Annotated in this window: 25 protein-coding genes and 1 riboswitch; of the genes, 10 read left to right on the forward strand and 15 right to left on the reverse strand. The window is 68.9% G+C overall.

Annotation, left to right across the window (positions count from 1 at the left end; all coding sequences use genetic code 11):
* Positions 1–65 precede the first annotated feature (65 nt).
* Positions 66–584, reverse strand: coding sequence for a MaoC family dehydratase (locus tag FHP25_RS28860; protein WP_147850450.1), 519 nt, complete (start codon positions 582–584; stop codon positions 66–68).
* A gap of 189 nt (positions 585–773) precedes the next feature.
* On the opposite strand from FHP25_RS28860, the gene FHP25_RS28865 reads away from it, so the two are divergent.
* Positions 774–2,054 carry a hemolysin family protein gene (locus tag FHP25_RS28865; RefSeq protein ID WP_147850451.1) on the forward strand — a complete coding sequence of 427 codons (1,281 nt, stop codon included), beginning with the start codon at positions 774–776 and terminating at the stop codon, positions 2,052–2,054.
* A gap of 134 nt (positions 2,055–2,188) precedes the next feature.
* On the opposite strand, the gene FHP25_RS28870 is transcribed toward FHP25_RS28865, so the two are convergent.
* The 3 genes from FHP25_RS28870 to FHP25_RS28880 all read right to left on the reverse strand — a co-directional run bounded on the left by FHP25_RS28870 (position 2,189) and on the right by FHP25_RS28880 (position 3,978).
* Positions 2,189–2,794 (reverse strand): CarD family transcriptional regulator, encoded by a 606-nt coding sequence (locus tag FHP25_RS28870; RefSeq protein WP_147850452.1) that lies wholly within the window; start codon positions 2,792–2,794, stop codon positions 2,189–2,191.
* A gap of 553 nt (positions 2,795–3,347) precedes the next feature.
* Positions 3,348–3,683, reverse strand: a complete 336-nt coding sequence (gene fdxA, locus FHP25_RS28875; protein WP_147850453.1) for a ferredoxin FdxA — start codon at positions 3,681–3,683, stop codon at positions 3,348–3,350.
* 97 nt (positions 3,684–3,780) lie between these two features.
* Entirely contained in the window at positions 3,781–3,978 is a 198-nt protein-coding gene (locus tag FHP25_RS28880) for a succinate dehydrogenase assembly factor 4 (RefSeq protein ID WP_147850454.1), read from the reverse strand.
* 121 nt (positions 3,979–4,099) lie between these two features.
* On the opposite strand from FHP25_RS28880, the gene htpX reads away from it, so the two are divergent.
* Positions 4,100–5,113, forward strand: a complete 1,014-nt coding sequence (gene htpX, locus FHP25_RS28885; RefSeq protein WP_147850455.1) for a zinc metalloprotease HtpX — start codon at positions 4,100–4,102, stop codon at positions 5,111–5,113.
* Between the two features lie 163 nt (positions 5,114–5,276).
* On the opposite strand, the gene FHP25_RS28890 is transcribed toward htpX, so the two are convergent.
* Positions 5,277–7,025, reverse strand: coding sequence for an ABC transporter ATP-binding protein/permease (locus tag FHP25_RS28890; RefSeq protein WP_147850456.1), 1,749 nt, complete (start codon positions 7,023–7,025; stop codon positions 5,277–5,279).
* A gap of 142 nt (positions 7,026–7,167) precedes the next feature.
* On the opposite strand from FHP25_RS28890, the gene FHP25_RS28895 reads away from it, so the two are divergent.
* From FHP25_RS28895 to FHP25_RS42295, 3 genes are all read left to right on the forward strand, one after another.
* On the forward strand, positions 7,168–8,499 hold the full coding sequence (locus FHP25_RS28895) for an RsmB/NOP family class I SAM-dependent RNA methyltransferase (protein WP_147850457.1): 1,332 nt from the start codon (positions 7,168–7,170) through the stop codon (positions 8,497–8,499).
* Positions 8,500–9,149: 650 nt separating this feature from the next.
* A complete protein-coding gene (locus FHP25_RS28900; protein ID WP_147850458.1) occupies positions 9,150–9,638 on the forward strand; it encodes a hypothetical protein in 489 nt (162 codons plus the stop codon).
* 798 nt (positions 9,639–10,436) lie between these two features.
* Entirely contained in the window at positions 10,437–10,565 is a 129-nt protein-coding gene (locus FHP25_RS42295) for a hypothetical protein (protein ID WP_269434412.1), read from the forward strand.
* Between the two features lie 79 nt (positions 10,566–10,644).
* Here the strand turns inward: FHP25_RS42295 and FHP25_RS28905 are convergent, their stop codons facing one another.
* The 3 genes from FHP25_RS28905 to FHP25_RS28915 form a co-directional block, all read right to left on the reverse strand.
* The gene (locus FHP25_RS28905; protein ID WP_147850459.1) at positions 10,645–11,466 is read right to left on the reverse strand and encodes an exodeoxyribonuclease III; all 822 of its coding nucleotides are present in this window, start codon (positions 11,464–11,466) and stop codon (positions 10,645–10,647) included.
* A 119-nt stretch (positions 11,467–11,585) separates the two neighbouring features.
* Entirely contained in the window at positions 11,586–12,188 is a 603-nt protein-coding gene (locus tag FHP25_RS28910) for a DsbA family protein (protein WP_147850460.1), read from the reverse strand.
* Positions 12,189–12,190: 2 nt separating this feature from the next.
* On the reverse strand, positions 12,191–13,366 hold the full coding sequence (locus FHP25_RS28915) for a M20 aminoacylase family protein (RefSeq protein WP_231712518.1): 1,176 nt from the start codon (positions 13,364–13,366) through the stop codon (positions 12,191–12,193).
* A 103-nt stretch (positions 13,367–13,469) separates the two neighbouring features.
* Between FHP25_RS28915 and FHP25_RS28920 the strand changes: the two genes are divergently transcribed.
* Complete coding sequence (locus FHP25_RS28920; protein ID WP_178133859.1) at positions 13,470–14,402, forward strand: diacylglycerol/lipid kinase family protein; 933 nt, start codon at positions 13,470–13,472, stop codon at positions 14,400–14,402.
* Between the two features lie 263 nt (positions 14,403–14,665).
* Positions 14,666–16,408, forward strand: a complete 1,743-nt coding sequence (locus FHP25_RS28925; protein WP_147850463.1) for a SulP family inorganic anion transporter — start codon at positions 14,666–14,668, stop codon at positions 16,406–16,408.
* Positions 16,409–16,580: 172 nt separating this feature from the next.
* Here the strand turns inward: FHP25_RS28925 and FHP25_RS28930 are convergent, their stop codons facing one another.
* Entirely contained in the window at positions 16,581–16,805 is a 225-nt protein-coding gene (locus tag FHP25_RS28930) for a DUF1127 domain-containing protein (RefSeq protein WP_218578683.1), read from the reverse strand.
* Between the two features lie 145 nt (positions 16,806–16,950).
* On the opposite strand from FHP25_RS28930, the gene gcvA reads away from it, so the two are divergent.
* Positions 16,951–17,835, forward strand: a complete 885-nt coding sequence (gcvA, locus tag FHP25_RS28935) for a transcriptional regulator GcvA (RefSeq protein WP_147850464.1) — start codon at positions 16,951–16,953, stop codon at positions 17,833–17,835.
* Between the two features lie 29 nt (positions 17,836–17,864).
* Here the strand turns inward: gcvA and FHP25_RS28940 are convergent, their stop codons facing one another.
* Both FHP25_RS28940 and FHP25_RS28945 read right to left on the reverse strand, forming a co-directional pair.
* On the reverse strand, positions 17,865–18,092 hold the full coding sequence (locus FHP25_RS28940; RefSeq protein ID WP_147850465.1) for a hypothetical protein: 228 nt from the start codon (positions 18,090–18,092) through the stop codon (positions 17,865–17,867).
* Positions 18,092–18,952 carry a DUF4846 domain-containing protein gene (locus FHP25_RS28945; protein WP_147850466.1) on the reverse strand — a complete coding sequence of 287 codons (861 nt, stop codon included), beginning with the start codon at positions 18,950–18,952 and terminating at the stop codon, positions 18,092–18,094. Before FHP25_RS28945 ends, FHP25_RS28940 begins: the two co-directional genes overlap by 1 nt.
* A 146-nt stretch (positions 18,953–19,098) precedes the next feature.
* On the opposite strand from FHP25_RS28945, the gene FHP25_RS28950 reads away from it, so the two are divergent.
* Positions 19,099–20,214, forward strand: a complete 1,116-nt coding sequence (locus FHP25_RS28950) for an LLM class flavin-dependent oxidoreductase (protein ID WP_218578686.1) — start codon at positions 19,099–19,101, stop codon at positions 20,212–20,214.
* A gap of 119 nt (positions 20,215–20,333) precedes the next feature.
* Here the strand turns inward: FHP25_RS28950 and thiE are convergent, their stop codons facing one another.
* The gene (gene thiE, locus FHP25_RS28955) at positions 20,334–20,957 is read right to left on the reverse strand and encodes a thiamine phosphate synthase (RefSeq protein WP_147850468.1); all 624 of its coding nucleotides are present in this window, start codon (positions 20,955–20,957) and stop codon (positions 20,334–20,336) included.
* 397 nt (positions 20,958–21,354) lie between these two features.
* Here thiE and alkB point away from each other — a divergent pair, with 397 nt between their 5' ends.
* On the forward strand, positions 21,355–22,008 hold the full coding sequence (gene alkB / locus FHP25_RS28960; protein WP_147850501.1) for a DNA oxidative demethylase AlkB: 654 nt from the start codon (positions 21,355–21,357) through the stop codon (positions 22,006–22,008).
* A gap of 47 nt (positions 22,009–22,055) precedes the next feature.
* Here the strand turns inward: alkB and thiM are convergent, their stop codons facing one another.
* The 3 genes from thiM to FHP25_RS28975 form a co-directional block, all read right to left on the reverse strand.
* Complete coding sequence (gene thiM / locus FHP25_RS28965) at positions 22,056–22,883, reverse strand: hydroxyethylthiazole kinase (protein ID WP_147850469.1); 828 nt, start codon at positions 22,881–22,883, stop codon at positions 22,056–22,058.
* A riboswitch (TPP riboswitch) is annotated at positions 22,876–22,972 on the reverse strand. Its footprint overlaps the gene before it by 8 nt.
* Before the next feature lie 147 nt (positions 22,973–23,119).
* A complete protein-coding gene (locus tag FHP25_RS28970; protein ID WP_147850502.1) occupies positions 23,120–24,742 on the reverse strand; it encodes a peptide chain release factor 3 in 1,623 nt (540 codons plus the stop codon).
* A gap of 75 nt (positions 24,743–24,817) precedes the next feature.
* Positions 24,818–25,645 carry a hypothetical protein gene (locus tag FHP25_RS28975; protein ID WP_147850470.1) on the reverse strand — a complete coding sequence of 276 codons (828 nt, stop codon included), beginning with the start codon at positions 25,643–25,645 and terminating at the stop codon, positions 24,818–24,820.
* Between the last annotated feature and the right edge of the window lie 22 nt (positions 25,646–25,667).

Raw genomic sequence — 25,667 nt, forward strand, 5'->3', positions numbered from 1 at the left:
AGACCACGTCGGCTCCCCTCCGCCCCTTCGGGGCACCTCCCCAGCAAAGCTGGGGAGGAAAATTCTCAATAGTTGGCCTTGTCGTCGACGGCGTGGCCGCGCTTGGGGATCAGCATCTGGCGGGTGAACTCCATCACCATCCTGCCGTCCTGCTTGTGCGCCACGGTCTTCACCGTGACGATGCCGGCGGTGGGCCGCGAAGCCGATTCGCGCTTGGCCAGCACCTCGGTCTCGGCATAGAGCGTGTCGCCGTTGAACACCGGCGCCGGCATCTTGATGTCGGTCCAGCCGAGATTGGCGATCGTCTTCTGGCTGACGTCCGATACCGACATGCCGGCCACGATCGACAGCGTCAGGCACGAATTCACGATCGGCTGCCCGAACTCGCTGTGCCTGGCGTACTCCTTGTCGAAGTGCAGCGGGTGCTGGTTCATGGTCAGCAGGGTGAACCAGGTGTTGTCGGCCTCGCAGATCGTGCGGCCGGGCCGGTGCTCGTAGATATCGCCGACCTCGAAATCCTCGTAGTAGCGCCCATAGGACTCGCGGCTGCGCCGCTCGCCCACGGGCCGCGCCGTCGCGACCATGCGTCTCCTCCATCTGGCGGGCGCAGACTATCGCATCGGACCGCGCTCAACGCACGCGTCTGGCGCATGGCCGTGCTGCTGCATCTTCCGCGGCGGCGAGGGATGACAGATCGCCGTCTTGCCGTCCGGGTTCGAACCGGCGAGTGTGGGGCTGCCGCCGAGCGCTGCCTCGGCCATAGAGAGGAGATCATGATCGCCGTCGAGATTGCCATCGTTGTGGTGCTGATCATCATCAACGGGCTGCTGTCGATGTCAGAAATGGCCGTGGTGTCGTCCCGGCGCGGCTTGCTGAAGCCGCTGGCGGACCGCGGCAACAGGGGCGCGCGCCAGGCGCTGGCGCTGGCCGACGCGCCCGGTCGGTTCCTGTCGACGGTGCAGATCGGCATCACCTTGATCGGTGTGCTCGCCGGTGCCTTCAGCGGCGCCACCCTGGCGGACAAGCTGGCCGGCGTCCTCGAAAGCTACGGCCTGCCGCACCAGACCGCCGACAACACGGCGTTCGGCCTGGTCGTGGCGGCGATCACCTACCTGTCGCTGATCATCGGCGAGCTGGTGCCCAAGCAGATCGCGCTGCGCTCGCCGGAGCGCATCGCCGCCGGCATCGCCGGGCCGATGGCGGTGCTGGCCAGGATCGCCACGCCCGCCGTGGCGCTGCTCGACTGGTCGTCCGCCGTCGTGCTGCGGCTGTTCGGGCGCGCCGGCGCCGAACGCCGGCACGTCACCGAGGAGGAGATCCGCTCGATGATCGCCGAGGCCGAGTCGGCGGGCATCGTCGATGCCGACGAGCGGCGCATGCTGGCGGGCGTGATGCGGCTGGCCGACATCTCGGTGCGCGCCATCATGACGCCGCAGCTCGACATCGAATGGGTCGACGTGAGCTGCACCGACGCGGCCCTGATGCGCGTGATCCGCGACTCGGAGCGCACGCGGCTGCTGGCCTGCGACGGCAATCCCGACAATGTCGTGGGCGTGCTGCACGTGCGCGAGTTCCTGCTCGACCGCCTGGACGGCGGCAGCAAGCCGCTGCGCGAGCTGCTGCGCCAGCCGGTGCTGCTGCCCGACACCCTCGATGCGCTGCAGGCGCTGGACCGCCTGCGCGGCCCCGACGTGCTGGGGCTGGTGGTCGACGAGTACGGCCACGGCGAGGGCATCGTGACCCCGGCCGACGCGCTGCAGGCGATCCGCGCCGGCACCGTGACGGGCGTGGCGGTGGGCGAGCCCGCGATCGTGCAGCGCACGGACGGCTCGTGGCTGGTCAGCGGCGCGCTGGCGGTCGAGACGCTGGAGGACGCGCTGGGCGTGCCGGTGCCCAAGGACCGCCGCTACCACACCGTCGCCGGCCTGATCCTGCACGAAATGCGCCGGGTGCCGGCCACGGCCGAGTCGATCGTGATCGACGGCTGGCGCCTGGAGGTGGTCGACATGGACGGCCGCCGCATCGACCAGGTGCTGGTGGCGAAGGTGGACTGAAGTGTGGGAGCGCCGGCTTCCAGCCGGCTCATGATCCGGCGCTTCGCGCCGATGCCGGCTGGAAGCCGGCGCTCCCAAAAACATGACGGGCGGCCCTGGGGCCGCCCGTCATGTTCGAAACAGGTGAGACGGTCTTACGCCGCCTGCTTCAGCATGGTGTTCAGCACGCCCTGCAGCTTCTGCGTGGCGGTATCCTTGTCGATGCGCTCGACGGCGGCGAGCTCGCGCGCCAGACGGTCCAGCGCCGCCTCGTAGATCTGGCGCTCGCTGTAGGACTGGTCGGGCTGGCCGGCGTTGCGATGCAGGTCGCGCACCACCTCGGCGATCGACACCGGATCACCGGAGTTGATCTTGGCCTCGTACTCCTGGGCGCGCCGGTTCCACATCGCGCGGCTGACGCGCGAGCGGCCCTTCAGCGTCGTCAACGCGCTGTCCATGATCTTGCGCGAGCTCAGCTTGCGCAGGCCGGAGACCTTCGCCTTGGCGACCGGCACACGCAGCGTCATGCGGTCCTGCTCGAAGGAGATCACGAACAGATCGAGCTTGTGGCCGGCGATCTGGCGCTCCTCGATATCGACCACGCGGCCGACGCCATGAGTCGGGTAGACCACGAAATCGCCCTTGTCGAACACGAGGTCCGACGCCTTGGGCTCGGGGGCCTTGATGGGCGCCGGCTTTGCTGCCGCCGGCGAGGGCTTGTTCGCTGCCAACTTGACTGCGGGGGACTTGCTGCTCTTCATCTCGCTCTTCGCTTTGGGTTCGGTTGTCTTGCTGCGGGCGTCGCTCTTCCCTCGCGCCACCAGCCTTGTCCGGGCATCAGGCTTGCTCCTGCTGGCGCTCTTCGCCTGCGCTCGGGCCGCGGCACGGATCTTGGCCGCAGTCACACTCTTTTTGGTGGCCATCTCGGGTTCCCTCTCCGCCTGCATTGGCCGCCGCCGATCTTCGGAACCACACACGCCACACGACGCGGCCCCAACCCGCGTCACCTATCCAGCCTCTCGATCTCAGCCGTCCCGTAACCTCACGCATACGCATGGAACAAAGCACCCCGCCCCGCCTGAAGCGGTGTCCCTGTTCCCCCTTCGACTCCGGCTGAGACCGACCGGTTGGATCGGGCGTGCGGTGGTCCCCTCGAACCGCCGTCATGCGATTATTTTAATACCACAAAGGGCGCACGGAGTCGCGTGCAATGTTGCAATTTAGCAACGCTTGCGGCGCAGAGGGGAGCGTTAAGCCATGCACCTAGCGCACGGCTCCGCACCAAATGATAAGTCGCTCACCCGTCAGGGCAGGTCAGCGCTTCGCCGGCTCGGGGCTGAACAGGGTCTCAAACTTGTCCGGCACGCCCCTGAAACTATCGGCGTCGGCCGGCGCCTCGCCCTTCCGGGTAATATTTGGCCACTTGGCCGAATATTCCCTGTTGACCTCCAGCCAACGCTCCTGGTCGCCGTCGGTATCGGGCTTGATCGCCTCGGGCGGGCACTCGGGTTCGCAGACGCCGCAGTCGATACATTCGTCCGGGTTGATGACGAGCATGTTCTCGCCTTCGTAGAAGCAGTCGACCGGACAGACTTCCACGCAATCCATGTACTTGCACTTGATGCAAGCTTCAGTGACGACATAGGCCATAGACGGCTCCACGGAGACCCGGGACGCAGGTGCTGCGCGCTCTTAGCCTGCGTTGCTGCAGTGCGCAAGGACGCTTGCCCGCCTGCATACGGGCAATTCAGAAGTCAGTGACCCGGCCATTGAACTGCCAGTCGCCGTAGCGGGTCGGCTCGGGCCCCGGCGGGCCGCCGATCTCCGGCGTCGGGGCCGCCGGCGCGGGCTGGCGCGGCTGCGTCGGCTTGCCGCTGCCGGCTTGCGTTTCAGCGGTTCCGTCCGCCGGCGCGGCGGGCAGAGGTGACGGTGGAGCGATACCCATGATGTCTATTATATGGTCGCCGCGCGCCTTTCCGCCAAGGCTTGATCGTTGCGCGTCTGTTCCCATGTTGAGGCCGGTCGCGGACGCCCTCGGGATGCCGGCGTCGCGATGGAGGGCATCGATGAACTACGTGCGGACCGGTCTGCTGCTGGCAGCGCTGACGGCGCTGTTCCTGGTCGTCGGCTACGCGCTGGGCGGCCAGAGCGGCATGCTGATCGCGCTTGCCATTGCCGTGGTCGGCAATGTGGCGTCGTTCTGGTTCAGCGACAGCATCGTGCTGCGCCTGTACGGCGCGCGCGAGGTCGGGCCGCAGGACGCGCCGGTGTATCACGGCCTCGTGCAGCAGCTGGCGCAGCGCGCCGGCCTGCCGATGCCGCGGGTCTATGTCATCGACACCGACCAGCCCAACGCCTTCGCCACCGGCCGCTCGCCGCAGCACGCCGCCGTTGCCGCCACCACCGGCCTGCTCAACGGCCTGTCGCGCGAGGAGATCGCGGGCGTGATGGCGCACGAGCTGGCGCATGTGAAGCACCGTGACACGCTCACCATGACGGTGGCGGCGACGATTTCCGGCGCCATCGGCGCGCTCGGCCAGATCTTCATGTTCCAGTCGCTGTTCGGGCGGCGCGACGAAGGCGACCGCGGCGGCGGCCTGGGCGCGATCGGGGCGGTGGCGGCGATGATCCTGGCGCCGCTGGCGGCCTCGCTGGTGCAGATGGCGATCAGCCGCAGCCGCGAGTACGAGGCCGACCGCGGCGGCGCCGAGATCTGCGGCAACCCGCTGTGGCTGGCGTCGGCCCTGGGCAAGCTCGAGACCCTGGCGCGCGGCGGTGTCGTCAACGAGCCGGCCGAGCGCAACCCGGCGACGGCGCATATGTTCATCGTCAACCCGCTGTCGGGCGGCGGCTTCGCCAGCCTGTTCTCGACGCACCCCTCGATGGCGGACCGCATCGCGCGTCTGCAGCAGATGGCCGGCGCCATGCCGGCGGCCGGCGGATCCTATTACGGCGGCGCCACGGCGGCGCGCCCGTCCGGCCCCTGGGGCGCCGCGCCGGAGATGCCGCCCCGCCGCGGTCCGGCCCGGCCATGGAACACCGGCCCGGTCGAGCGCCCGCGCCGCGGCCCCTGGGGCTGATCAAGCCTGGGCCTTACGGAGAGCACGCATTTTCCTCCCCAGCGAAGCTGGGGAGGTGCCCCGAAGGGGCGGAGGGGAGCCGACGTGGTCTATGCAACTGAGACCACGTCGGCTCCCCCTCCGGCCTCCGGCCACCTCCCCCAACTGCGTTGGGGGAGGCCTCTTACGTCCGGGCTTCGGCCAGCACGCGCTGGCCGTCGCGGCCGGGCGCCAGGGTCAGCAGGCGATCGTGCCATTGCCGCAGGGACGGGCGGTGGCCGATCGAGATGATGGTCGTGTCCGGCAGCTTCTCGTGCAGCAGGCGGTAGAGCTGGGCCTCGTGCGGCTCGTCGAGCGAGGCCGTGGCCTCGTCGAGGAACAGCCAGTCGGGCCGGTAGAGCAGCGCCCGGGCGACGGCCAGGCGCTGCTGCTCGCCCGGCGACAGGCGCTGGGCCCAGTGCGCCGGCTCGTCGAGCTTGTCGGCCAGCGGCGCCAGGTCGACGGCGCGCAGCGCCGCGGCGATGGCGTCGTCGTCGGCCGCCGTGGCGTGCGCCGGGTACATCACCGCCTCGCGCAGCGGGCCGATCGGCAGATAGGTCTTCTGCGGCAGGAACAGCACGCGCACGCCCTCGGGCAGGCCGACCTTGCCGCGGCCCCAGGGCCACAGGCCCGCCAGCGCCCGGAACAGCGTGCTCTTGCCGCTGCCCGAAGCGCCGGTGATCAGGGTGCGCTCGCCGGGCTTGAGGTCGAGGTTGACGTCGGCCAGCAGCGCCTGCCCGTCAGGCAGGTTCAGCGACAGGCCGCGGGCGGTGAGGTCGGGCTCGGCGTGCGGTGCGCGGGTGATGGTCTGCAGCGCGCGGGCGTGGGTGATGGCGCCGTCGAAGCCCTTGAGGCGGTTGATCACCGCGCCCCATTCGGCGATGTCGGTGTAGGCCGAGACGAAGTAGCTGAGCGAGCCCTGGACCTGGCTGAACTGGTCGGCGATCTGCATCAGCTGGCCCAGCTCGAAGGCGCCGCTGAAGTAGCGCGGGCTGGCGGCGACGTAGGGGAAGATGATCGCGATCTGGTTGTAGCCGGTGGTGAAGAGGGCCAGCCGCGTGCGGGCCCGGATATAGGCCCACCAGATGTCGATCACCTCGCCGAAGCGGGCGCGCAGGCCGGCGTTCTCGCGCGCCTCACCCTGGTAGAGCGCGATCGGCTCGGCGTTCTCGCGCAGGCGCATCAGGTCGAAGCGGAAATTCGCCTCCAGGCGCTGGCGTTGGAAGCCCAGGTTGATCAGCGGCCGGCCGATGACGTGCGTCAGCCAGGTGCCGGCCACGGCATAGAGCAGCGCCACCCAGACCATGTAGCCGGGGATGCTGACCTCGGTGCCGAACAGCGGCAGCACCAGCGGGCCCGACGTTTCCCACAGCAGGAACAGGAAGGTGAACAGCGTCGCCACGGCGCTCACCAGCCCGATCGACAGCGACATGGTGTAGCTCACGAACAGCCGCACATCGTCGGCGATGCGCTGGTCGGGGTTGTCGACAGAGTGGGCCATCTCGATGCGGTAATAGGCGCGGCCCGCCAGCCAGGAATCGACCACGCGGCCGGTCAGCCATCGCCGCCATCGCACCTGCAGCCATTGATCGGTGTAGAACGCGACCAGGCTGGCGGCGATGTAGACGACGGCCAGGCCGCTGAACACCCACAGCTCATGGATGAAGGTGGGCCAGTCCTTGTGCTGCAGGGCGTTGTAGAAACGGCCGTTCCACAGGTTGAACTGGACCTGCATGTAGACCAGGAACAGGTTGATCGCGACGACGACGGCCAGCAGGCTCCAGGCCCATCTCCGGTCTTCCGAGCGGAAATAGGGCAGCGCCAGCGTCCACAGATCCCGCGTGAAGGCGCGGATGCGGCCAAGGCGCGTCAGGTCGGTGCGGCTGGCGTCCATCGGGCGCGTCCTTGCGTCGAAATGGCTGAGAAGGCGGGTTTCTCGGGCGCAGCGAAGCGATAATCGTTATAGCAGGGTCCGCTTCGCGGCATGGCGCGCGGGGCGAGGAGATTGAACCGCCCAAGATGATGCCTGGCTGAGCATGTCCCGTTCCGACCCGGCCACCGATGTCGCAGCCGACCCGCTCGCCAGCCGGCGCCTGGTGCTGCAGGTGCTGGACGCCGTGCTGCGCCGCGCCCAGCCGCTGGAGGACACGCTGGCGCGTCATGCCGCCTTCGCGGCGCTGGACGCGCGCGACCGCGGCTTCGTGCGGCTCCTGCTGGCGACCGTGCTGCGCCGGCTGGGCGAGGTCGATGCCGTGCTGGCCGCGTGCCTGGAGAAAGGCCTGCCCGAGACGGCCCGCATGGTTGTCGACACGCTACGGATCGGCGTGGCGCAGCTGCTGTTCCTCGACACGCCGGCGCACGCCGCCGTCGACACGTCGGTGCGCCTGGTCGCGGGCACGCCGCAGGACCGCTTCAAAGGCGTGGTGAACGGCGTCCTGCGCCGCGTGGCGCGCGAGGGCGCCAGCCTGCGGGCGGATGCGGCGGACGCGGCCCGCCTGAACACGCCGGCCTGGCTGTGGCAGTCCTGGACGGCAGCCTACGGCGCGGCCGCGGCGCAGGCCGTGGCGGCGCAGCATCTGTGCGAGGCGCCGCTCGACTTCAGCCTGCGCGACCCGGCGACGGCGGCATCATGGGCGGCGCAGCTGGGCGCCGACATCCTGCCCGGCGGCACGCTGCGGCGGGCGGCCGGCGGCCGCATCGAGGACCTGCCCGGCTATGCCGACGGGACGTGGTGGGTCCAGGATGCGGCGGCGGCCCTGCCGGCACGCCTGCTGGGCGACGTCGCGGGCCGCGCCGTGGTCGATCTTTGCGCCGCGCCTGGCGGCAAGACGCTACAGCTGCTGGCGATGGGCGCGCAGGTTACGGCGGTCGACATCTCGGCCCGGCGCCTGGCGCGCCTGGCCGACAACCTGCGCCGGGCGCAGCTCACCGCCGAGCTCGTCACGGCCGATGCCGCGCGCTGGCAGCCAACGGCGGCGGCCGATGCCGTGCTGCTGGACGCGCCCTGCAGCGCCACCGGCACCCTGCGTCGACATCCCGACATCGCCCGCACCAAGGGACCGGCCGACGTCGCGCGGCTGGCGGCGGTGCAGGACCGCCTGCTGGCGGCAGCCGCCGGCCTGCTGCGGCCGGGCGGGCTGCTGGTCTATGCCGTCTGCTCGCTGCAGCCGGAGGAGGGGCCGCAGCGCGTGGCGGCCGCGCTGCACGCCGGGGTGCCGCTCGAGACGGTGCCGATCGCGCCCGACGAGCTGCCGGGGCTGGCGGATGCCGTCGGCCCGGCGGGCGACGTGCGCACGCTGCCGTCCTTCTGGGCAGCGCAGGGGGGCATGGACGGCTTCTACGTCGCGCGGCTGCGCCGGCGCGGGTGATCGGATATTGCAACCGATGATGCGGCCGATCACGGAAATGTCAGCGCAATCTGCTAACGTCTTTTTAACGATGCCAAGTTGTTGATATTATTTAAGTAAGGTAAAAATCCCTATCGTGCATGATATATTTTCGACTGCGTTGCAGACTGGCTTTGACATTCTACTCACGAAAATATACAACCATTCTGTGTCCGACATTAGCGGCACGTGCGCTGACCGGTCGGTGGGCGCACCGCGTGGTTCCAGGTTGGCTGAGGCGTAACGGAGCGATGTCCCCGCTCCGGTCAATTCAACCAAAGGTATGGAAGGTCAGCAATTTCGGTCTGATCGACGCGGGCATGATCCGCGTCCGTCCCTCACTCAAGCACCCTCGCCCGTCGCGGTTGGTTGGAACCGTCTGATGAGCACAGGGCGCCGGATGTCCATCTCTGCAGCGCCGTTCGTCTTCTCCTCTCTCTCTCCGACGGCATGATGGGATGGGTCTTCAGCGACGGCGGGCGAGGTGCAATCTGAGCGGTGGCGTTGATCGGAATGGCGCAATGACGGCTTTCCCTGCTGGCGGCAGGTAATCAATAAAGCAGGACGGAGCGGCGGCTGCGGGGTGTCCCCAAACGCGATCGCGGCCTCGACATCCGTCCAAGGAAGGAAAGATGACTGTCCTCCAAGGCAGCGGCACGTTTGCTGCCGCGACCGGCTGCGCCGCGCTGTCCTCCAGCGGCAATGCTGGCGGCGATAACCGCGACGGCGAAGACTGGTACTATGTCGGCGGCGCCGACAACTACGCCCGGCGGATCGAGACCGCGTCGCCCACCGGCGAGCGCAACAACCATATCGTGCTATGGGGCTGCCGCGGCGATGACCTCGGGGCTCGCACGGCTTTGTCGCCGGTGCCAGGTTGTGAGCTGGGCGGGAGCTGCGGCACCGTCGCCATCACCTACGGTCCGGGTGCCGATCCCGCGACCGCCACCATCACGATCGGAACGGCCAGCGTCGAGTTTGATCCGCGCACGGTAGCCGATGTCACCGTGTGGCGCGCCGACGCCGAAATCGACGGGCAGCGCTCGGCGCTGCTGTTCACCTGGGACACTGCGGCTCGACGCGGTGCCGGTGCTTTCGTCTTCGCCGGCTTCACCGGCTGATCACAAAGAGCTTGGTTGTCCATCGCCGGCGCCGTCGGCGAGCGTCTTTTCCGCGGCAGAGTGCGTGTTGCGCCGCGGCGGCGGGAGAAGGGCGGGTGGTACCCCACGCCCTCCGTCCTTCCCCGCCAGCCTTTTTTGGCAAGCTGGACGTCATGGCAGTTGGTAGTCAGCTCAATATGCGAGAATCAGCACAGTAGATGCGTGGTTGTATAAAAGTGTAGAATGCAACTTTTGCGTTCGAGTTTTTGACGATCTATTGACGTTTCTCTTTGACGATGCTGAAGAAGTGAGTTATGTTGTGTTCATTCTGGACATAAACGGTGATAGAGCTGTGATCGTGCCGGAGGGGAAGGCCGGCGCTTCTTTCAACAAGGCAAGCCAGGACATTTGAAGGCTGAGCGATCGGACGGAGCGGGCATCGACATGCTGCCGTCCCGTCCATCGAGTTTGGCGCCCGACCGCGGCCGTCACTGGCGGCCGTGATCCGGGGAGGCAGCGCCCGGCGCAGCAGGTGCATCGCCAACGGCGAGGGCACCGGCAGATGCGGGCAATGCCGTCTGGCGCCGGCTTGAGCGGATCCGTCCGATCGCTCGCCACCAGGGTCCAGGCCCAGCGCACGGGGATAGGACATGCGTGATCTGATCGGACATCACTGGGATACGGCCATGGCGATGGCGCTGCTCGCCGGATGCGTCTACCTCGTCGCGATGGGCTAGCGCGGCAGCTGCCGGAGAGCAGCGGCGAGGCCACGGAAGGCGCCTCTGACGCAAGACGCTGATGCATTGGGGGGATTGCGCGATGCCCGAGACGGCTGTGACGTCAACTGACGATTCTGTCCTGCGCCGGCTGGCGGTCATCGCGTCCGGGGTGACCCTGGTGACGGCCATCGCGGTCCTTGGCTGGGCCATCCTGGTGGTGCATCTGTGAGATGGCGGGCATTGCCGCCCGCCCCAGCGCGTGACGTAGGACCTCGCCGGAAGCGCCGTGACAGCGCCTGCGGCCGAGGTCAGACCGCGAAGGTGGCCAGCACCGGCACGTGATCGCTGGCCTTGTCCCAGTCGCGCGTGTCCTTGACGATGCGGTAGGCGGTGATGGCGCTCTCCAGCGCCGGCGTCGCCAGGATGTGGTCCAGCCGCCGGCCGCGGTTCGACTTCCGCCAATCCCGGTTGCGGTAGCTCCACCAGCTGTAGAGCTTCTGGTCGTCCGGCACGAAGCGGCGCGGCACGTCGATCCAGTCGCGCGACTTCACCATCCGGCCGAACAGCTCGACCTCGACCGGCGTGTGCGACACGACGTCGAGCAGCTGCTTGTGGCTCCACACGTCGTGCTCCAGGGGCGCCACGTTGAGGTCGCCGACGGCGATGGCGCGCCGGCCCTTGCGCGCGCCGGCCTTGGGGGCTGCGGCGCCGAACCAGTCGGCGATCTCGCGGTAGAAATCGAGCTTGTGCGCGAACTTCACGTTCTGCTTCGGGTCGGGTATGTCGCCGCCGGACGGGATGTAGAGGTTGTCCAGCGCGACCGGATCGTCGCCGGCATCGAGCCAGGCCCGGATGTGGCGGCAATCCTCCTTGCCGCAACGGTAATGGATCGCGGTGCCGGTGAACGGCACGCGGCTGACGATCGCGACGCCGTTGTAGCCCTTCATGCCATGGACCAGCCGGTGGCCGTAGCCCAGCTCCTCGAAGGCGGCGTGCGGGAACAGGTCGTCCGGGCATTTGGTTTCCTGCAGGCACAGGACGTCGGGCTTCTCCTCCTTCAGGAAACGCTGGACGTTGAGGATGCGCAGGCGCACGGAGTTGATGTTCCAGGTCGCGATGGTGAGAGGCATGGCCGCAGGGAATGGCTGAGAGGGCGCGGGGAACCTAGTACCTGGAATTGCCGGGCGCAGATACACCCGTCATCCCAGGCGCATCGCGCTCGGGATGGCGGCTGCCTTCTGGATGACAGCTACGGGCGGCGCAAGCCCAGCGCATCGAGCCGCTCGCGCACGAGCTCGATGCGGTCGCTGCCCCAGAACAGCTCGCCGTCGATGACGAACATCGGCACGCCAAAGACGCCGGCGGCCTCGGCCTCGGTGCGGATCCGGTCGTGCTCGGCGCCGCCCGCGCCGCCGGCGAAGGCAGCGAAGCCGTCGGCATCGGCGCCGGCACGGCGCAGCACGGCGGCCACCGCCGCGATGTCCTCGATGTCGAGGTCGCGCTTCCAGAACAGCTCGAACGCGAGATCGAGATAGGCCCGCAGCACGCCCTGCCGCTCGGCATACAGGATGCCGATCTGGGCCGGCCGCGACTGGAAGATCTTCTGCGGCCCGCGCAAGGTCAGGCCCTGCTTGTTGGCGTAGCGCCGCGCATCCATGTACGAGTAGCGCACGCGCCGCCACTGATGCGGCGAGCGATCCGTCACCGATCCGAGATAGGACGGTATGTCGAGCGTGTAGGGCAGCCAGCGCAGATCGATGTCGTAATCATCGGCCAGGCAGTAGGCGGCTGCCTTGGCGATGAAGGCGTAAGGGCTCTTGATGTCGGTGTAGAGCAGGACTGTCTTGGGCATCGTCAATCGCGCCTGGCGAGCCGGGCCTCGACCACGCGGGCCCACAGCGTGGCGCCCAGCGGCAGGGCGGCATCGTTGAAGTCGTAGCCCGGGTTGTGCACCTCGCAACCGCCTTCATCGCCGCCGTTGCCGATCAGGATGAATGCGCCCGGCACCTTCTCCAGCATGTAGGAGAAATCCTCCGAGGCCATGACGTAGTTGCCGTTGCGGTTGACGTTGTCCTCGCCGACGATCGATGCGGCGACGTCGCCGATCCATTGCGCCTCGGTCGGGTCGTTGACCAGCGGCGGGAAGGCGACGCGCACCTCGGTGCGGGCCTCGCCGCCCAGGCTGGCGGCGATGCCGCCGGCGATGCGCTCGATCTTCTGCTTGATGGTGGCCATCACCTCCTTGCGGAAGGCGCGTACGGTGCCGCGCAGAACAGCCGTCTCGGGGATCACGTTGTAGGCGTCGCCGGCATGCATCTGGGTGATGCTGATGACGCCCGAATCGATCGGCGCGATGGTGCGCGAGATCACCGTCTGCAGCGCGGTGATGATGTGGCCGCCGATCACCACCGGATCGACACCGCTCTCGGGTCGCGCGCCATGCGCGCCCTTGCCCTTGATGTGGATGTCGAACAGGCCGCCGCCGGCCATCATCGGGCCGGAGCGGATCTGGAACTTGCCGACCTCGAGCTTCGGCCGGTTGTGCAGGCCGAACACGGCCTCGCACGGGAACTTGTCGAACAGCCCGTCCTTGACCATGGCCTCGGCGCCGCCGCGGCCTTCCTCTGCGGGCTGGAAGATGAAATGCACCGTGCCGTCGAAGTTGCGGGTGGCCGCAAGATAGCGCGCCGCCCCCAGCAGCATGGTGGTGTGCCCGTCATGGCCGCAGGCATGCATGCGCCCGGCATGCTGCGAGCGGTGGGCGAAGGTGTTGGCCTCGTCCATCGGCAGCGCGTCCATGTCGGCGCGCAGGCCGACGGCGCGCGGGTTGTTGCCGACGCGAATGGTGCCGACGACGCCTGTCCTGCCGATGCCGGTCGTGACCTCGCAGCCGAATTGCCGCAGCTTCTCGGCCACGATCCGGCTGGTGCGCTCCTCCTCGAAGCCCAGCTCGGGATGGGCGTGGATGTCACGGCGCCAGGCGGTCAGGTCGTCGGCAAAGGCCGTGATGCGCGGATCGATCGTCATCAGCATGTTCCCGTCGAAGGCAGGTCGGCGGGCAGTCTAGGATACGCTCCGGTGAAATGCGATGCTGCCATCACGCGCCGCCAAGAGCGCCCCGGACGGGAACGGCATGAAGACCAGGGTCATCGTCAATCTCATGGCCAACAAGGGCAGCGCCGGGCGGCGCTGGCCGTCCTGGCAGCGACAGCTCGAGGCCGTGCTGGGCCCGCTCGACGTCGCCGTCACAAACGGGCCCGGCGACGGCACGATCCTGGCTCGCGCCGCGCTGGCGGGTGGCTGCCGGCGCCTGATCGCGGCCGGTGGCGACGGCACGGTCAACGAGGTCCTCAACGGCATGGTGGCGCCGGACGGCCGGATCGCGCCCGACGCCGTGCTGTGCCCGCTGCCCCTGGGCACCGCCAACGAGCTCTGCCGGGCGCTGGGGCACCTGGCGGCGCCGGACGGCGCGGTGCGGGCGCTGGCCTCGGGCCGCACGCGCCGGATCGACGTGATCCGGAGCGTCTTCCAGGGTTTCGACGGCCGGCCGGCGACACGCTACGGCTACCTCGTGGCCAGCTTCGGCGGCGCCGCCACGATCAGCCATCGCACCTCGGCCTCGCCGTGGCTGAAGAAGCTGGGCCAGGTCGCCTACTTCCTGATGACGCCGGTCGTGAGCCTCACCTATGCGCCGCGGCGCGTGACGGTGCAGGTCGACGGCGCCGCGCCCGCCGAACGCACGATCTTCACCGGCATGATCGCCAGCGCCGAGAATGGCGGCGGCGGCCTCAAGCTGGCGCCGGGCGCCGTCATCGACGACGGCCTGCTCGACTTCATCGAGTTCGGGGCGCTCAGCCGCGCCGAGATCCTGCTCAAGGTCATGCCCGGCCTCTACCAGGGGCATCACGTGCGGCATCCCAAGGTGTCGAGTCATCGCGGCCGGGCCTTCCGCTTCGCCTGTTCCGAGCCGACCCTGGTCGACATCGACGGCGAGACCGTCGGCAACCTGCCGCTCGACATCACCGTGATGGAGCGCGGGGTGCAGGTGCCGGTGCTGCCGGGTTGATCCGGGCTCATTCTTCTTTTCTTCGCCCCCGCCCGGCTATCCGCATAGGGCCTTTCTGTCATCCCGAGCGCAGCGAGGATCTCCCGCGAATGGCGCACCATGCGTCCTGCCGCAGGAGATCCTCGCTGCGCTCGGGATGACAAGAGGCCATGTGCGATGGGCCTGCCGCTGGCGGGAACAGGGGCCGCGATTGGTCAGGCGCGTGCGATGCGGCCGATCTACGATGGCGCGATGACAGAGCCTGCCAGCCAGGAGAACCGACCATGACTGTCGCGCGCAGCGGCGCCCTGGCGCGACGGCTGCTGCCCGTGCTGAGCTGGCTGCCGGCCTACAAGCGCGGCTGGCTGATGCCTGACGTGCTGGCCGGCTTCGCGCTGTGGGCGGTCATGATACCGGAGGGCATGGCCTATGCCGGCATCGTCGGCGTGCCGCCGGTCATGGGCCTCTACACCATCGTGCCGGCCCTGGTCGCCTATGCGCTGCTCGGCACCTCGCGCGTGCTGGTCGTCGGTCCGGACACGGCGACAGGCCTGATCTCGGCGTTGACCGTGGGCGCCATCGCGGCAAAGGGCAGCGCCGACTTCAACACGCTCACGTCCACCCTGGCGGTCCTTATCGGCGCGTTCTTCCTGCTGTTCGGCGCCCTGCGCATGGGCTGGGTGGCGGCCTTCATCCCGATGCCGGTGATGCGCGGCTTCATCGAGGGCCTGGTCTGCGTCACCATCATCGGCCAGGTGCCGCATCTGCTGGGCATCGAGGGCGGTTCCGGCAACTTCTTCGCCAAACTCTGGTCGGTGCTGCAGCACCTGCCGGACGTCGCCCCCGCGCCGGCGTTGACCGGCTTGCTGAGCCTGGCGACGCTGCTGCTTCTGCGCCGGCTGGTGCCGCATGTTCCCGCGGCCCTGATCGTCGCGGTCGCGGCCACGCTGCTGGTCGACCTGCTCGACGGCGACGGGGCGGGCATTTCCGTGGTGGGCGCGCTGCCGTCCGGCCTGCCCCACCTGGTGATGCCGCGCATCGACTGGGTGATCATCGAGCAGCTGGCACCGGGGGCGCTTGCCATCGTGATGGTCGGCTACGCCGAGGCGCTGGGTGGCGCCAAGGCCGCCGCGATGCAGGGCGGCGGCGACATCGACCCGAACCAGGAGCTGGTGGCGCACGGGCCCGCGAACATCCTGAGCGGGCTGCTCGGCGGCTTCCTGGTCGTCGGCAGCCTGTCCAAGACCTCGGTGGCGATGGCGGCCGGCGCCCGCAGCCAGGTCGCCAACCTGGTCGCGGCCGTGCTGTGCTTCCTCACCCTGATCCTCCTGACGCCGCTGTTCCGTGGCATGCCGCATCCGGCCCTGGCGGCCATCGTGATCGCCGCGATGCTGCATCTCTCCAAGCCCCGCTATCTGCGCGACCTCTACGGGCGCAGCCGCTGGGAGCTGGCCGTCGCCGCGGTCGTCATCGCCGGCGAGCTGACCCTGGGCGTCCTGCACGGCATCGGCCTGGGTGTGCTGCTGGCGCTGCTGATGCTGATCTATCTCACCAGCCATGCCCAAGGTGCGGTGCTGGGCCAGCTGCCGGGCACCGAGGCCTATCGCGACATCAAGCGCCACCCCGAGGCCATCACCTTTCCAGGCCTGCTGATCTGGCGCGCCGGCGGCGACCTGTTCTTCGCCAGCATCGGCCATCTCGGCGCGGGTGTCAGGGCAGCGCTGGCGGCGCGCCGGCCGCCGGTGCGCCATGTGCTGGTCGACGCCGAGTCCGTGAACTTCATCGATTCAAGCGCCTGCGACGCGCTGCTGGGCGTGATCAAGGACCTGCAAGGCCAGGGGATCAGCTTCGCCGTCGCCCGGGTGCGCGACGAGGTGCGCGAGCGCATGCGGCTTGCCGGCATCGAGGCCGCCATCGGCGCGGAAGCCTTCCACGAACGGGTGACAGACGGCATCCGCGCCTGGCAGGCGGCAGAGAAGGCGCACGGCGCGCGGCGCGTGCCAGATCCCGCGCGGGACTCAGGATGACGATGATGCGGAAGGACGAGGCGTGCGTGCGCGTCTCAGGATGCGCGGTTGCGGGGCTTGCGCGGCAGGTGGTCAGCCAGCGTCAGCCATGGCACGGCCAGAATGGCGGGCGCGGTCAGCCGATAGCGGACTGCGCCGCACTGGCATCCACCGCTGGCCGCCGGGTGCGCCATCAGCGCCAGAAGCCTTTCTCGCCCTCGGTCCGGGCGGTCGCTCGATCAAGTCCGATATCGGCCAGCATGCGGTCGTCGAGCGTCAGCAGCGTGCGCCGCGAACGCGCCATCTCGAGCCGGTTCTGCAGCCAGTCCAGCCCGGTGGCGGGCAGGGTGAAGACGCGGCCGAACAGCCGGCCGGCCGCCGCGGAGGTTTCGAGGTAGGTGTCCGCCATGAGAGCCATGGCTCAACTCCACTGAGGCTTTGCATCGGGACAATTCCCGGAGTGTCGGTGCCTCGTTGTCGGCAAGATGGTGCTCTTGCGTGATACCCACAAACGATGCTTTCTTGTCCTATGACACAAATTTCCTAACCCTCGAGGTCAAGACATGGCGCGCGCGCTGCCGCCGCTCAATGCCTTGCGCGCCTTCGAAGCGGCGGCGCGCCACGGCAGCTTCGTGGCCGCCGCCGACGAGCTCAGCGTCACGCCGGCGGCGATCAGCCACCAGGTCAAGGCGCTGGAGGAGCGGCTGGGCGTGACGCTGTTCCGCCGCCTGGCGCGCGGCCTGGCGCTGACCGCCGAGGGCGATGCGCTGCTGCCTGATTTGCGCGACGCCTTCGATCGCATGGCGCTGGCATTGGACCGGATCGGCCGCCAGTCCGGGGGGCGGGTGCTGACCATCAGCCTGGTGACGACCTTCCTGCTCGCCTGGCTGGTGCCGCGGCTGCATCGCTTCCAGACCAAGCATCCCGATATCGAGGTGCGCATGACCACGGCGCGCCATACCGTCGATTTCGGGCGCGAGGATATCGACGCGGCGGTGCGTTTCGCGGCCCGGCCGGAAGACGGCCTGTTCGCCATGAAGCTGTTCAACGACGTGCTGACGCCGCTGTGCGGCCGGCGCTACCGCGACCGGGTGAAGACGTTCGACGACCTGCGCAAGGTGCCGCTGATCGACACCGCCTATCTGCCGGAATGGCCAATCTGGCTGGAGGCGGTGGGCCTGCAGGCGCTGAAGCCGCGGCGCTCGCTGGCGTTCGATTCGACCAAGATCGCCGTCGAGGCTGCCATCGAGGGCGCCGGCGTCGCGCTCGGCCCGCCCAACCTGTTCCGCGAGGAGATCGAGGAGGGCCGCCTGTTCCAGCCCTTCCCGCAGGTGGTGGAGAGCGGCAAGGCGTGGTGGTTCGTCTGCCCCGCGACCACGGCCGACCGCCCCAAGATCAAGGCCTTCCGCGCCTGGCTCGACGAGGAGCTGGAACGGGATACGAAGTGACTGGGAGCGCCGGCTTCCAGCCGGCATCATCATTCCGCGCCGCGATATCGAGCGCTGTTCCAGCGCCATTCGCGAGGTGCCGACACCAGGCCCGCCTTCACCGGGTTGGTCTGGACGATGCCTGCGCCATCGAAGTGAGGCAGGTAGCCGCGCGAATACCAGCCCTTTTCGCTGGTTCCGTCATCACCTTGCGCCATTCGCTCGGCCTGCTTGTTGGACTCGGGCCGCTTGAGCCGGCTGGAAGCCGGCGCTCCCATCACCGCTCCGGGAAGCGGCGCAAATCGGCGGGGGCGAAGGTCCATTCCGGCGTGACGATTTCCTTCTCACCGGTGATGCGATACCAGGCGCCGCCGCCCGGGTTGTTCAGGACATGGATGTTCTGGGCCGGCATGAAGCTCTGCAGCAGCAGGGCGCGGCGCTCGCCGGTGCCGGGATTGACCACGACATCCACGATCAGCACCGCATGGCCGGGCATGCCGGGCTGGATCAGCACATCGCCAGGCTCGAAGGCGCTGGGGTCGCGCAGCTGCACCAGCTCGCGCTGCAGCGATACCGAGCCGGCATAGGTGAAGATGATGTCAAGCCAGCTGCGAAAGCCGCGCCGCGTGTCGGTCTTGGGGCCGACCGACGTCCAGCTTACCATGTTGCCCTGGACCAGCGGCCGGCGGCCCGCCAGCCAGTCGGCATAGGCGTAGAGGTCGCCGCTGGTGAAATGGAACGCGATCTCGGACAGGCGTTTCGTGGCGCGCAGGTACTCGGCCCGCAGACGGATGATGGCGTCGGCGCATTGCTGCAGGTTGGTGCGGCCGACATCGATGTCGATCACGGCCGCGACGCCGCTCTGATCCGGCTTGAGACGGCCGTCATAGAGCCTGACCGGCTCGCCGGCCGGCCGCAGCGGCAGCTGGCGCAGCCATTCGCCGAAGGTGTTGGACGTGGTGCTCAGGCGCTGGAAGCCGGCCGGCGCCGGAAAGCGGTCGACCAGCGTGTCCAGCGCCGGGCCTGCCAGCCATTCGGGTGCCGGCCACTCGGCCGACTGCGCGGCGGTGGTGTGCGACCATGCCGCCATCGGCAGGGTCGCGATCGTTCCGGCGAGAAGAAAACGTCGTGAAATCATGGAGTTGCTCTATGAGGGGTGGATGCGTCGGAAATGCGGCAGCCATGCGGCAGGCAGCCGGACTCCCGACTCGCCAAGGCATGAACGGCTGTTTACCATGAGGCAGGTGCCAAAGATTTGAACGGAGGAGCGCCATGCATGTCGGGATGGCCGTCGTTTTTCAGAACACCAACAAGCATTTGACGGATCGCCAGGTCTACCTGAACGAGCTGGCGCTGGCCGAGATGGCCGAGCCCATGGGATTCGAGTCGATCTGGTCGGTCGAGCATCATTTTACCGACTACACTATGTGTCCCGACGTGGTGCAGTTCCTGTCCTATATGGCCGGCAGGTCCAAGACGCTGCGGCTGGGATCGATGGTGGTGGTGCTGCCGTGGCACGACCCGATGCGCGTCGCCGAAGAGGTGTCGATGCTCGACAACCTGTCGGGCGGCCGCATGATCCTGGGGCTGGGCCGGGGCGCCGGCAAGGTGGAATTTGACGGCTTCCGGGTCGACATGGGCGAAAGCCGCGAGCGCTTCGTGGAATACGGCGAGGCGCTGCTGCAGGGCCTCGAGCGCGGCTACATGGAATACGACGGCAAGTTCTACCAGCAGCCGCGCGCCGGGATCCGGCCGGCGCCGTTCAAGAGCTTCCGTGGCCGCACCTATGCCGCTGCCGTGTCGCCGGAGAGCGCCCGCATCATGGCCAAGCTCGGCGTCGGCCTGCTGATCATTCCGCAGAAGCCGTGGCGCGAGGTGGAGAAGGAGCTCACCGAGTACAACAAGCTGTTCCTGGAGATCAACGGCGTGCCGGCGCCCAAGCCGATCTCCGCCGGCTGGACCTTCGTCGACGCCAGCGCCGAGCGCGCCCGCGAGATGGCGCTGCAGTACATCGGCGGCTACTACCGCACGGTACTCGACCACTACCAGTTCGCCGGCGAGCACATCAAGAACACCAAGGGCTACGAGTACTACGCCAAGATGAACGACAAGCTGGCCGTCTACGGCGACCAGAAGGCGATCGAGTTCTTCGCCGACCTGCAGGTCTACGGCACGCCGGAGCAGGTCTACGACAAGATCATGAAGATCCACGATCAAACCGCCAATAAGGCCTATGTCGGGGTGTTCGGCTATGCCGGCATGCCGCACGAGGAAGCGGTGCGCAACGTGACCATGTTCGCACGCGAGGTCATGCCGCAGCTCAAGAAATTCAAGGTCGTGGAGGACGTCGACTGCTCCGCCGCGCTGCCTGACCTGCGCTTCGCCCAGGCCGCGGAGTAGCTGGGAGCGCGCCACTCCCGTGGCGCACGCCGGCCCGTAGGGCCGGATCATGTCCTTCGTCGCGTGGGAGCCGGCGCTGCGCGCCGGTGCGCCGCTGGAGTGGCGCGCTCCCGGCGCGCTCAGCCGCCGATCCGTGCGCGCAATTGCGCAGCGGCGTGCGTCACGTCGTGCGCCGCCATGACGGCCGACACGACGGCGATGCCGTCGGCGCCGGCCGCGATCACGCCGGCGGCGTTGTCCAGGCTCAGGCCGCCGATCGCCACGACCGGCAGGCCGCAGGCGGTGCGGATGGCGGCCAGGCCGTCGAGGCCGAGCGGCGGCGCGGCATCGGGCTTGGTGGCCGTGGCGAAGACAGGACCGGCGCCGAGATAGTCGACCGCGGCGAGATCCGCATGCGCGAGCTGTGCGGCCTGCTCGATCGACAGGCCGATAATCGCTTCGCGGCCCAGCAGGCGGCGCGCGTCGCGCACCGGCAGGTCGCGCTGGCCCAGATGCACGCCGTCGGCGCCGATGGCGTGCGCCACGTCGACGCGGTCGTTGATGATCAGCGGCACGCCCGTGCCCTCGAGCACCTGCCTGACCGCGCGCGCCTCCTGCACGAAGCGGCCGACATGATCGCCCTTGTCGCGCAGCTGCACCATCGTGACGCCGCCGCGCACCGCGGCCGCGACGATGTCGGGCAGCCGCCGCGTGCCGGCAAACGCCGGGTCGGCGACCAGATAGAGCCGCATATGCTCGCGCATGATCTCCCGCCTCGCGCGGCATTGCCGCTGCCGTTGTCAGTCAGCGCGAGCATAGCGGGGGATCTTTGTGAATGGAGCTTCGATCTTCCACCATGCCCGTCGTCTGTACTACTGACCTCGAGAATCTCCGCGAGCCGCGGCGATTTGGGTCTGCTCGCTGTCATCCTGAGCGCAGCGAAGGATCTTTTGAGCGGTTCTATCGCACGGGAATGATGATGGCGTACGGCGTCTCGACGGGGCGTGCCCGTGCGAAACGACGGTCCAAAGGATTCTTCGCTGCGCTTGGGATGACAGAAAAGGCCGGTGCGGCGATTTGGCCGCAAGCCGCGGAGTGCGGCGCGGCTGGCGAGAGGATTGAACCGGCGGCATGATCAAGGATCAGGAGCCGACGGCCGCCATGACCCCGGGTGACCTCTTCAGCGACCAGGCCGGCGTGCCGGCGTGCGAGGCCATGGCGCCACGCGCGGTCGTGCTGCGCGGCTTCGCCCGCGACGACGGCGCAGCGCTGCTGCGCGCCGTGGCGATCGTGACGGCGCAGGCGCCGTTCCGTCACATGGTGACGCCCGGCGGCTTCACGATGTCGGCGGCGATGACGAATTGCGGCCGCGTGGGCTGGCTCACCGACCGCAAGGGCTACCGCTACGATGCGGTCGATCCCGAGACGGGCCTCCCGTGGCCCGGCCTGCCCGAACCCTTCGTGGCGCTGGCGCGGCATGCCGCCGATGCTGCCGGCTTCGCCGACTTCGTGCCCGATGCCTGCCTGATCAACCGCTACGAGCCCGGGGCGCGGCTCTCCTTGCACCAGGACCGCAACGAGCGCGATTTCTCGGCGCCGATCGTGTCGGTCTCGCTCGGCCTGCCGGCGGTGTTCCTGTTCGGCGGCGCGCAGCGCAACGACCGGCCGCGCCGCTACCGGCTGGAGCATGGGGACGTCGCCGTCTGGGGCGGGCCGGCGCGGCTGGCCTTCCATGGCGTGGCGCCGCTGGCCGACGGCGACCACCCGCTCACCGGCCGGCAGCGTTTCAACCTGACCCTGCGCAAGGCGCTGTGACGCGGGAAGCGGCCGGCGTGACGCCGGGATGAACCGGCCAGCGGCGATCAGGTCGAGGGCGAGCTGGCCTCGACCCGCACGCCGGCGCGTACCACTGCCGCGTCGAGACCGTGCAACGTGTCCATCAACGCTGCACGCAAGCTGCCGGGCCCGCGCGCGGCCTTGGCTGCGGTCTCGCCGGCCAGGCCGAACACCGCCGTGGCGGCGGTGGCGGCGAGCAGGGCGTCCTTCTCGACGGCGGCGAAGGCGCCGGTCACCGCCGTTAGGGCGCAGCCCAGGGCGGTGACGCGCGTCATCAGGGGATCGCCGTTGGCGATGCGCACCGTGCGCGTGCCGTCGGTGACGAGGTCGACGGCCCCGGTCACGACCACGGTGCCGCCCAGCGTGCGTGCCAGCAGCATCGCGGAGGCTTCCGCCTCGGCGGTCGTCTGCGTGCTGTCCACGCCCTTCTGCCGCGCCTGCGCCAGGCCGGCCAGCGCGATGATCTCCGAGGCGTTGCCGCGCACGATCGTGGGCCGCAGGTCCAGAAGCTCAGTCGCCGTCTTGCGTCGGAAGGCGGTGGCGCCGACGCCGACCGGATCCAGCACCCAGGGCTTGCCCAGCCGCGCCGCGGTGCGCGCCGCCACGCGCATGCTCTCGACCCAGGCTGACGACAGCGTGCCGATATTGATGGTCAGCGCATCGGCGACTGTGACGAACTCGGCCACCTCCTCGACGGCATGCACCATGGCCGGCGAGGCGCCCACGGCCAGCACGGCGTTGGCGGCCGCATCCATGGCTACGAAGTTGGTGATGTTCTGCACCAGCGGCGCGCGCTCGCGCACGCGCTGCAGCAGCTCCCAGGACTCTTCGGCAAGGTTGTCAGCAAGGTTCATGCGAACCGTCTCCCTTCGCTGGCATGATCCAGATCAGGTTCGATGGGTTTGTCTCAGCTCCCCGGATGGGAGCACCCCAGCGGTAGGTGGAAGCTAACCCCTTCCCCGCTTGCGGGGAAGGTGCCGCGAAGCGGCGGATGGGGAGCCGACGTGGTCTTCGCAACTGGGACCACGTGGGGTCCCCTCCGACCCTTCGGGCCACCTCCCCAACTGCGTTGGGGAGGAAGAAGCCCTCCTCAGTGCCGTTCGCGGGTCTCGGCGAAGCGGATGGCGGGGAAGCGCTCGCGGATGGTGTTGAGCTCCCAGGCGTTGCGCGCGAGATAGACCGGCGCGCCGTCGCGGTCCTCGGCCATCGCCACGCGCTGCGCCGCCATGAAGGCGTCGAGCTCGGCCTTGCTGTCGGCGGAGATCCAGCGCGCCGTCTCGAACGGCGCCTGTTCCAGCCCGATCTTCACCTGGTATTCGGTCTCGACCCGGGTCAGCAGCACGTCGAGCTGCAGCGAGCCCACCACGCCCACGATCCAGTCGCCGCCCAGGGTACGGCGGAACACCTGCGTCACGCCCTCCTCGGCGAGGTCCTCCAGCGCCCGGCGCAGCTGCTTGGACTTCATCGGGTCTTCCAGGCGCACGCGCCGCAGGATCTCGGGCGCGAAGCTGGGGATGCCCGTGATGCGCAGCTCCTCGCCCTCGGTCAGCGTGTCGCCGACGCGCAGGGTGCCGTGGTTGGGCACGCCGATGATGTCGCCCGGCCAGGCCTCGTCGACGATCTCGCGCTCGCGGGCGAAGAACAGGATCGGGCTGGAGATGGTGATGGTCTTGCCGGTGCCGACCTGCTTCAGCTTCATGCCGCGCTGGAAGCGTCCCGACGACAGGCGCATGAAGGCGACGCGGTCGCGGTGGTTGGGGTCCATGTTGGCCTGGACCTTGAACACGAAGCCCGAGACCTTGGGCTCGGTCGGCACGATCGGGCGCGGCTCGGCCGGCTGCGGACGCGGCGGCGGCGCATAGGTGGCCAGCGCCTCGAGCACCTCGCGCACGCCGAAATTGTTGTAGGCGCTGCCGAAGAACACCGGCGTCAGATGGCCCTCGCGGTACGACGCCAGGTCAAACTCGGGATAGCCGATGCGCACCAGCTCGACGTCTTCCTTCAGCTTGGCGTGCTGCGCCTCGGGCAGCGCCGACGCCAGCCGGGGATCGTCGATGCCGTCGCATTCGACGACGGCGCCGACCTTCTCGCGGTCCTGGGCCGAGAACAGCAGCATGCGGTCGCGCACGAGGTCGTAGCAGCCACGGAACTCCTGGCCGGAGCCGGCCGGCCAGGTCATGGGCGTGACGTCCAGCGCCAGCGTCGAGGCGATCTCGTCCAGCAGCGCGAACGGATCCTTGCTCTCGCGGTCCATCTTGTTGATGAAGGTGACGATCGGCACGTCGCGCAGGCGGCAGATCTCGAACAGCTTGCGGGTGCGCGCCTCGATGCCCTTGGCGGCGTCGATCACCATGATCGCCGAATCGACGGCGGTCAGCGTGCGGTAGGTGTCCTCGCTGAAATCCTCGTGGCCGGGCGTGTCCAGCAGGTTGAAGACGGCGCCGCCATACTCGAAGGTCATCACCGAGGTGGTGACCGAGATGCCGCGCTGCTGCTCGATCTTCATCCAGTCCGAGCGGGCGCGGCGCGCCTCGCCGCGCGCCTTCACCGCGCCGGCGGCATGGATGGCGCCGCCGAACAGCAGCAGCTTCTCGGTCAGGGTCGTCTTGCCGGCGTCCGGGTGGGAGATGATCGCGAACGTGCGCCGCCGGCCGGCGGGATGGTCGGCGAGGGGCTGGTCTTCGGCAGGGGTGGTGACGGCGGCGATCGACATGGTCAAGGGGGCTTGCGGACGGCGGGCGGGGTTAACGCGTCAGGGTGGCGAGGTCAAGGCGCCGGGGCGGCGGGCCTAGCGCGGCTGCGGCTGCGGCCAGGCGGCCGGCGGCGGCATGGCCCCGTGGCGGGCGGCCAGCAGCGCATGGCGCTCGGCGTCGTTCAGGTCGATGCGCGTCAGCGCCTCGTCGACCAGGATCGGCGTCGGGCTGCTGCCCGGCACGACCGCCAGGGCCGTCCTGCCGTCGAGGAAGAAGGGATTCTCCTTCTTCTTCATCCGTTCCGCGAACTTGCGGGGCTTGGCGCCGGCAGCGGCGTAGGCGCAGCTGACGTTCTTGCCCAGCCAGCTCTTGGTCATCTGGGTCACCGTGACGGTGACGGGGGTCAGCTGGTCCGAGCTGCGGGCGATCTTCTTGAGGCTGGCGGACCGGCCGGCATTGCGGAACAGGCCGATGCCGATGGCCAGGAAGAGCGCGATGCCGCCGACAGCCGTGGCGATACGGTTCCACATCGCCTCGAGGCCGATATCCAGGGTGGCAAGCTCGGGCTTGTCGGCCGAGCGCACGACGTTGGCGGTGTAGTCGCCGAAATGGACATCGACGAACGAGAACGAGACGTGGCGGCCGTAGCGCCTGCCGTCGACGGCGTAGGCGAGGTCGGCTTCGCACGACACCAGCACCAGCTTGCTGCGGCACTTGCCATTGGTGATGCGGGCCTGCGGCACCTCGACCGGATTCTGGCGGATCTCCCAGTCGTGCAGGATCCCGGGCCCCATCCACACGGCGATCCCGGCGACGAAAGCCAGCATCAGCACGCCCAGAAGGCCCAGGCCGACCACGCTGGGAACGCCGGTCCGCAGGATCCTGAGCGGCCGGCGGGGGAAGGCGGCAAGAACAGGGTGCATCGGCTTGCCTCTCTCGGACGCG

The organism is Vineibacter terrae (genome assembly GCF_008039615.1).
GTDB classification, from domain to species: Bacteria; Pseudomonadota; Alphaproteobacteria; order Reyranellales; family Reyranellaceae; genus Vineibacter; species Vineibacter terrae.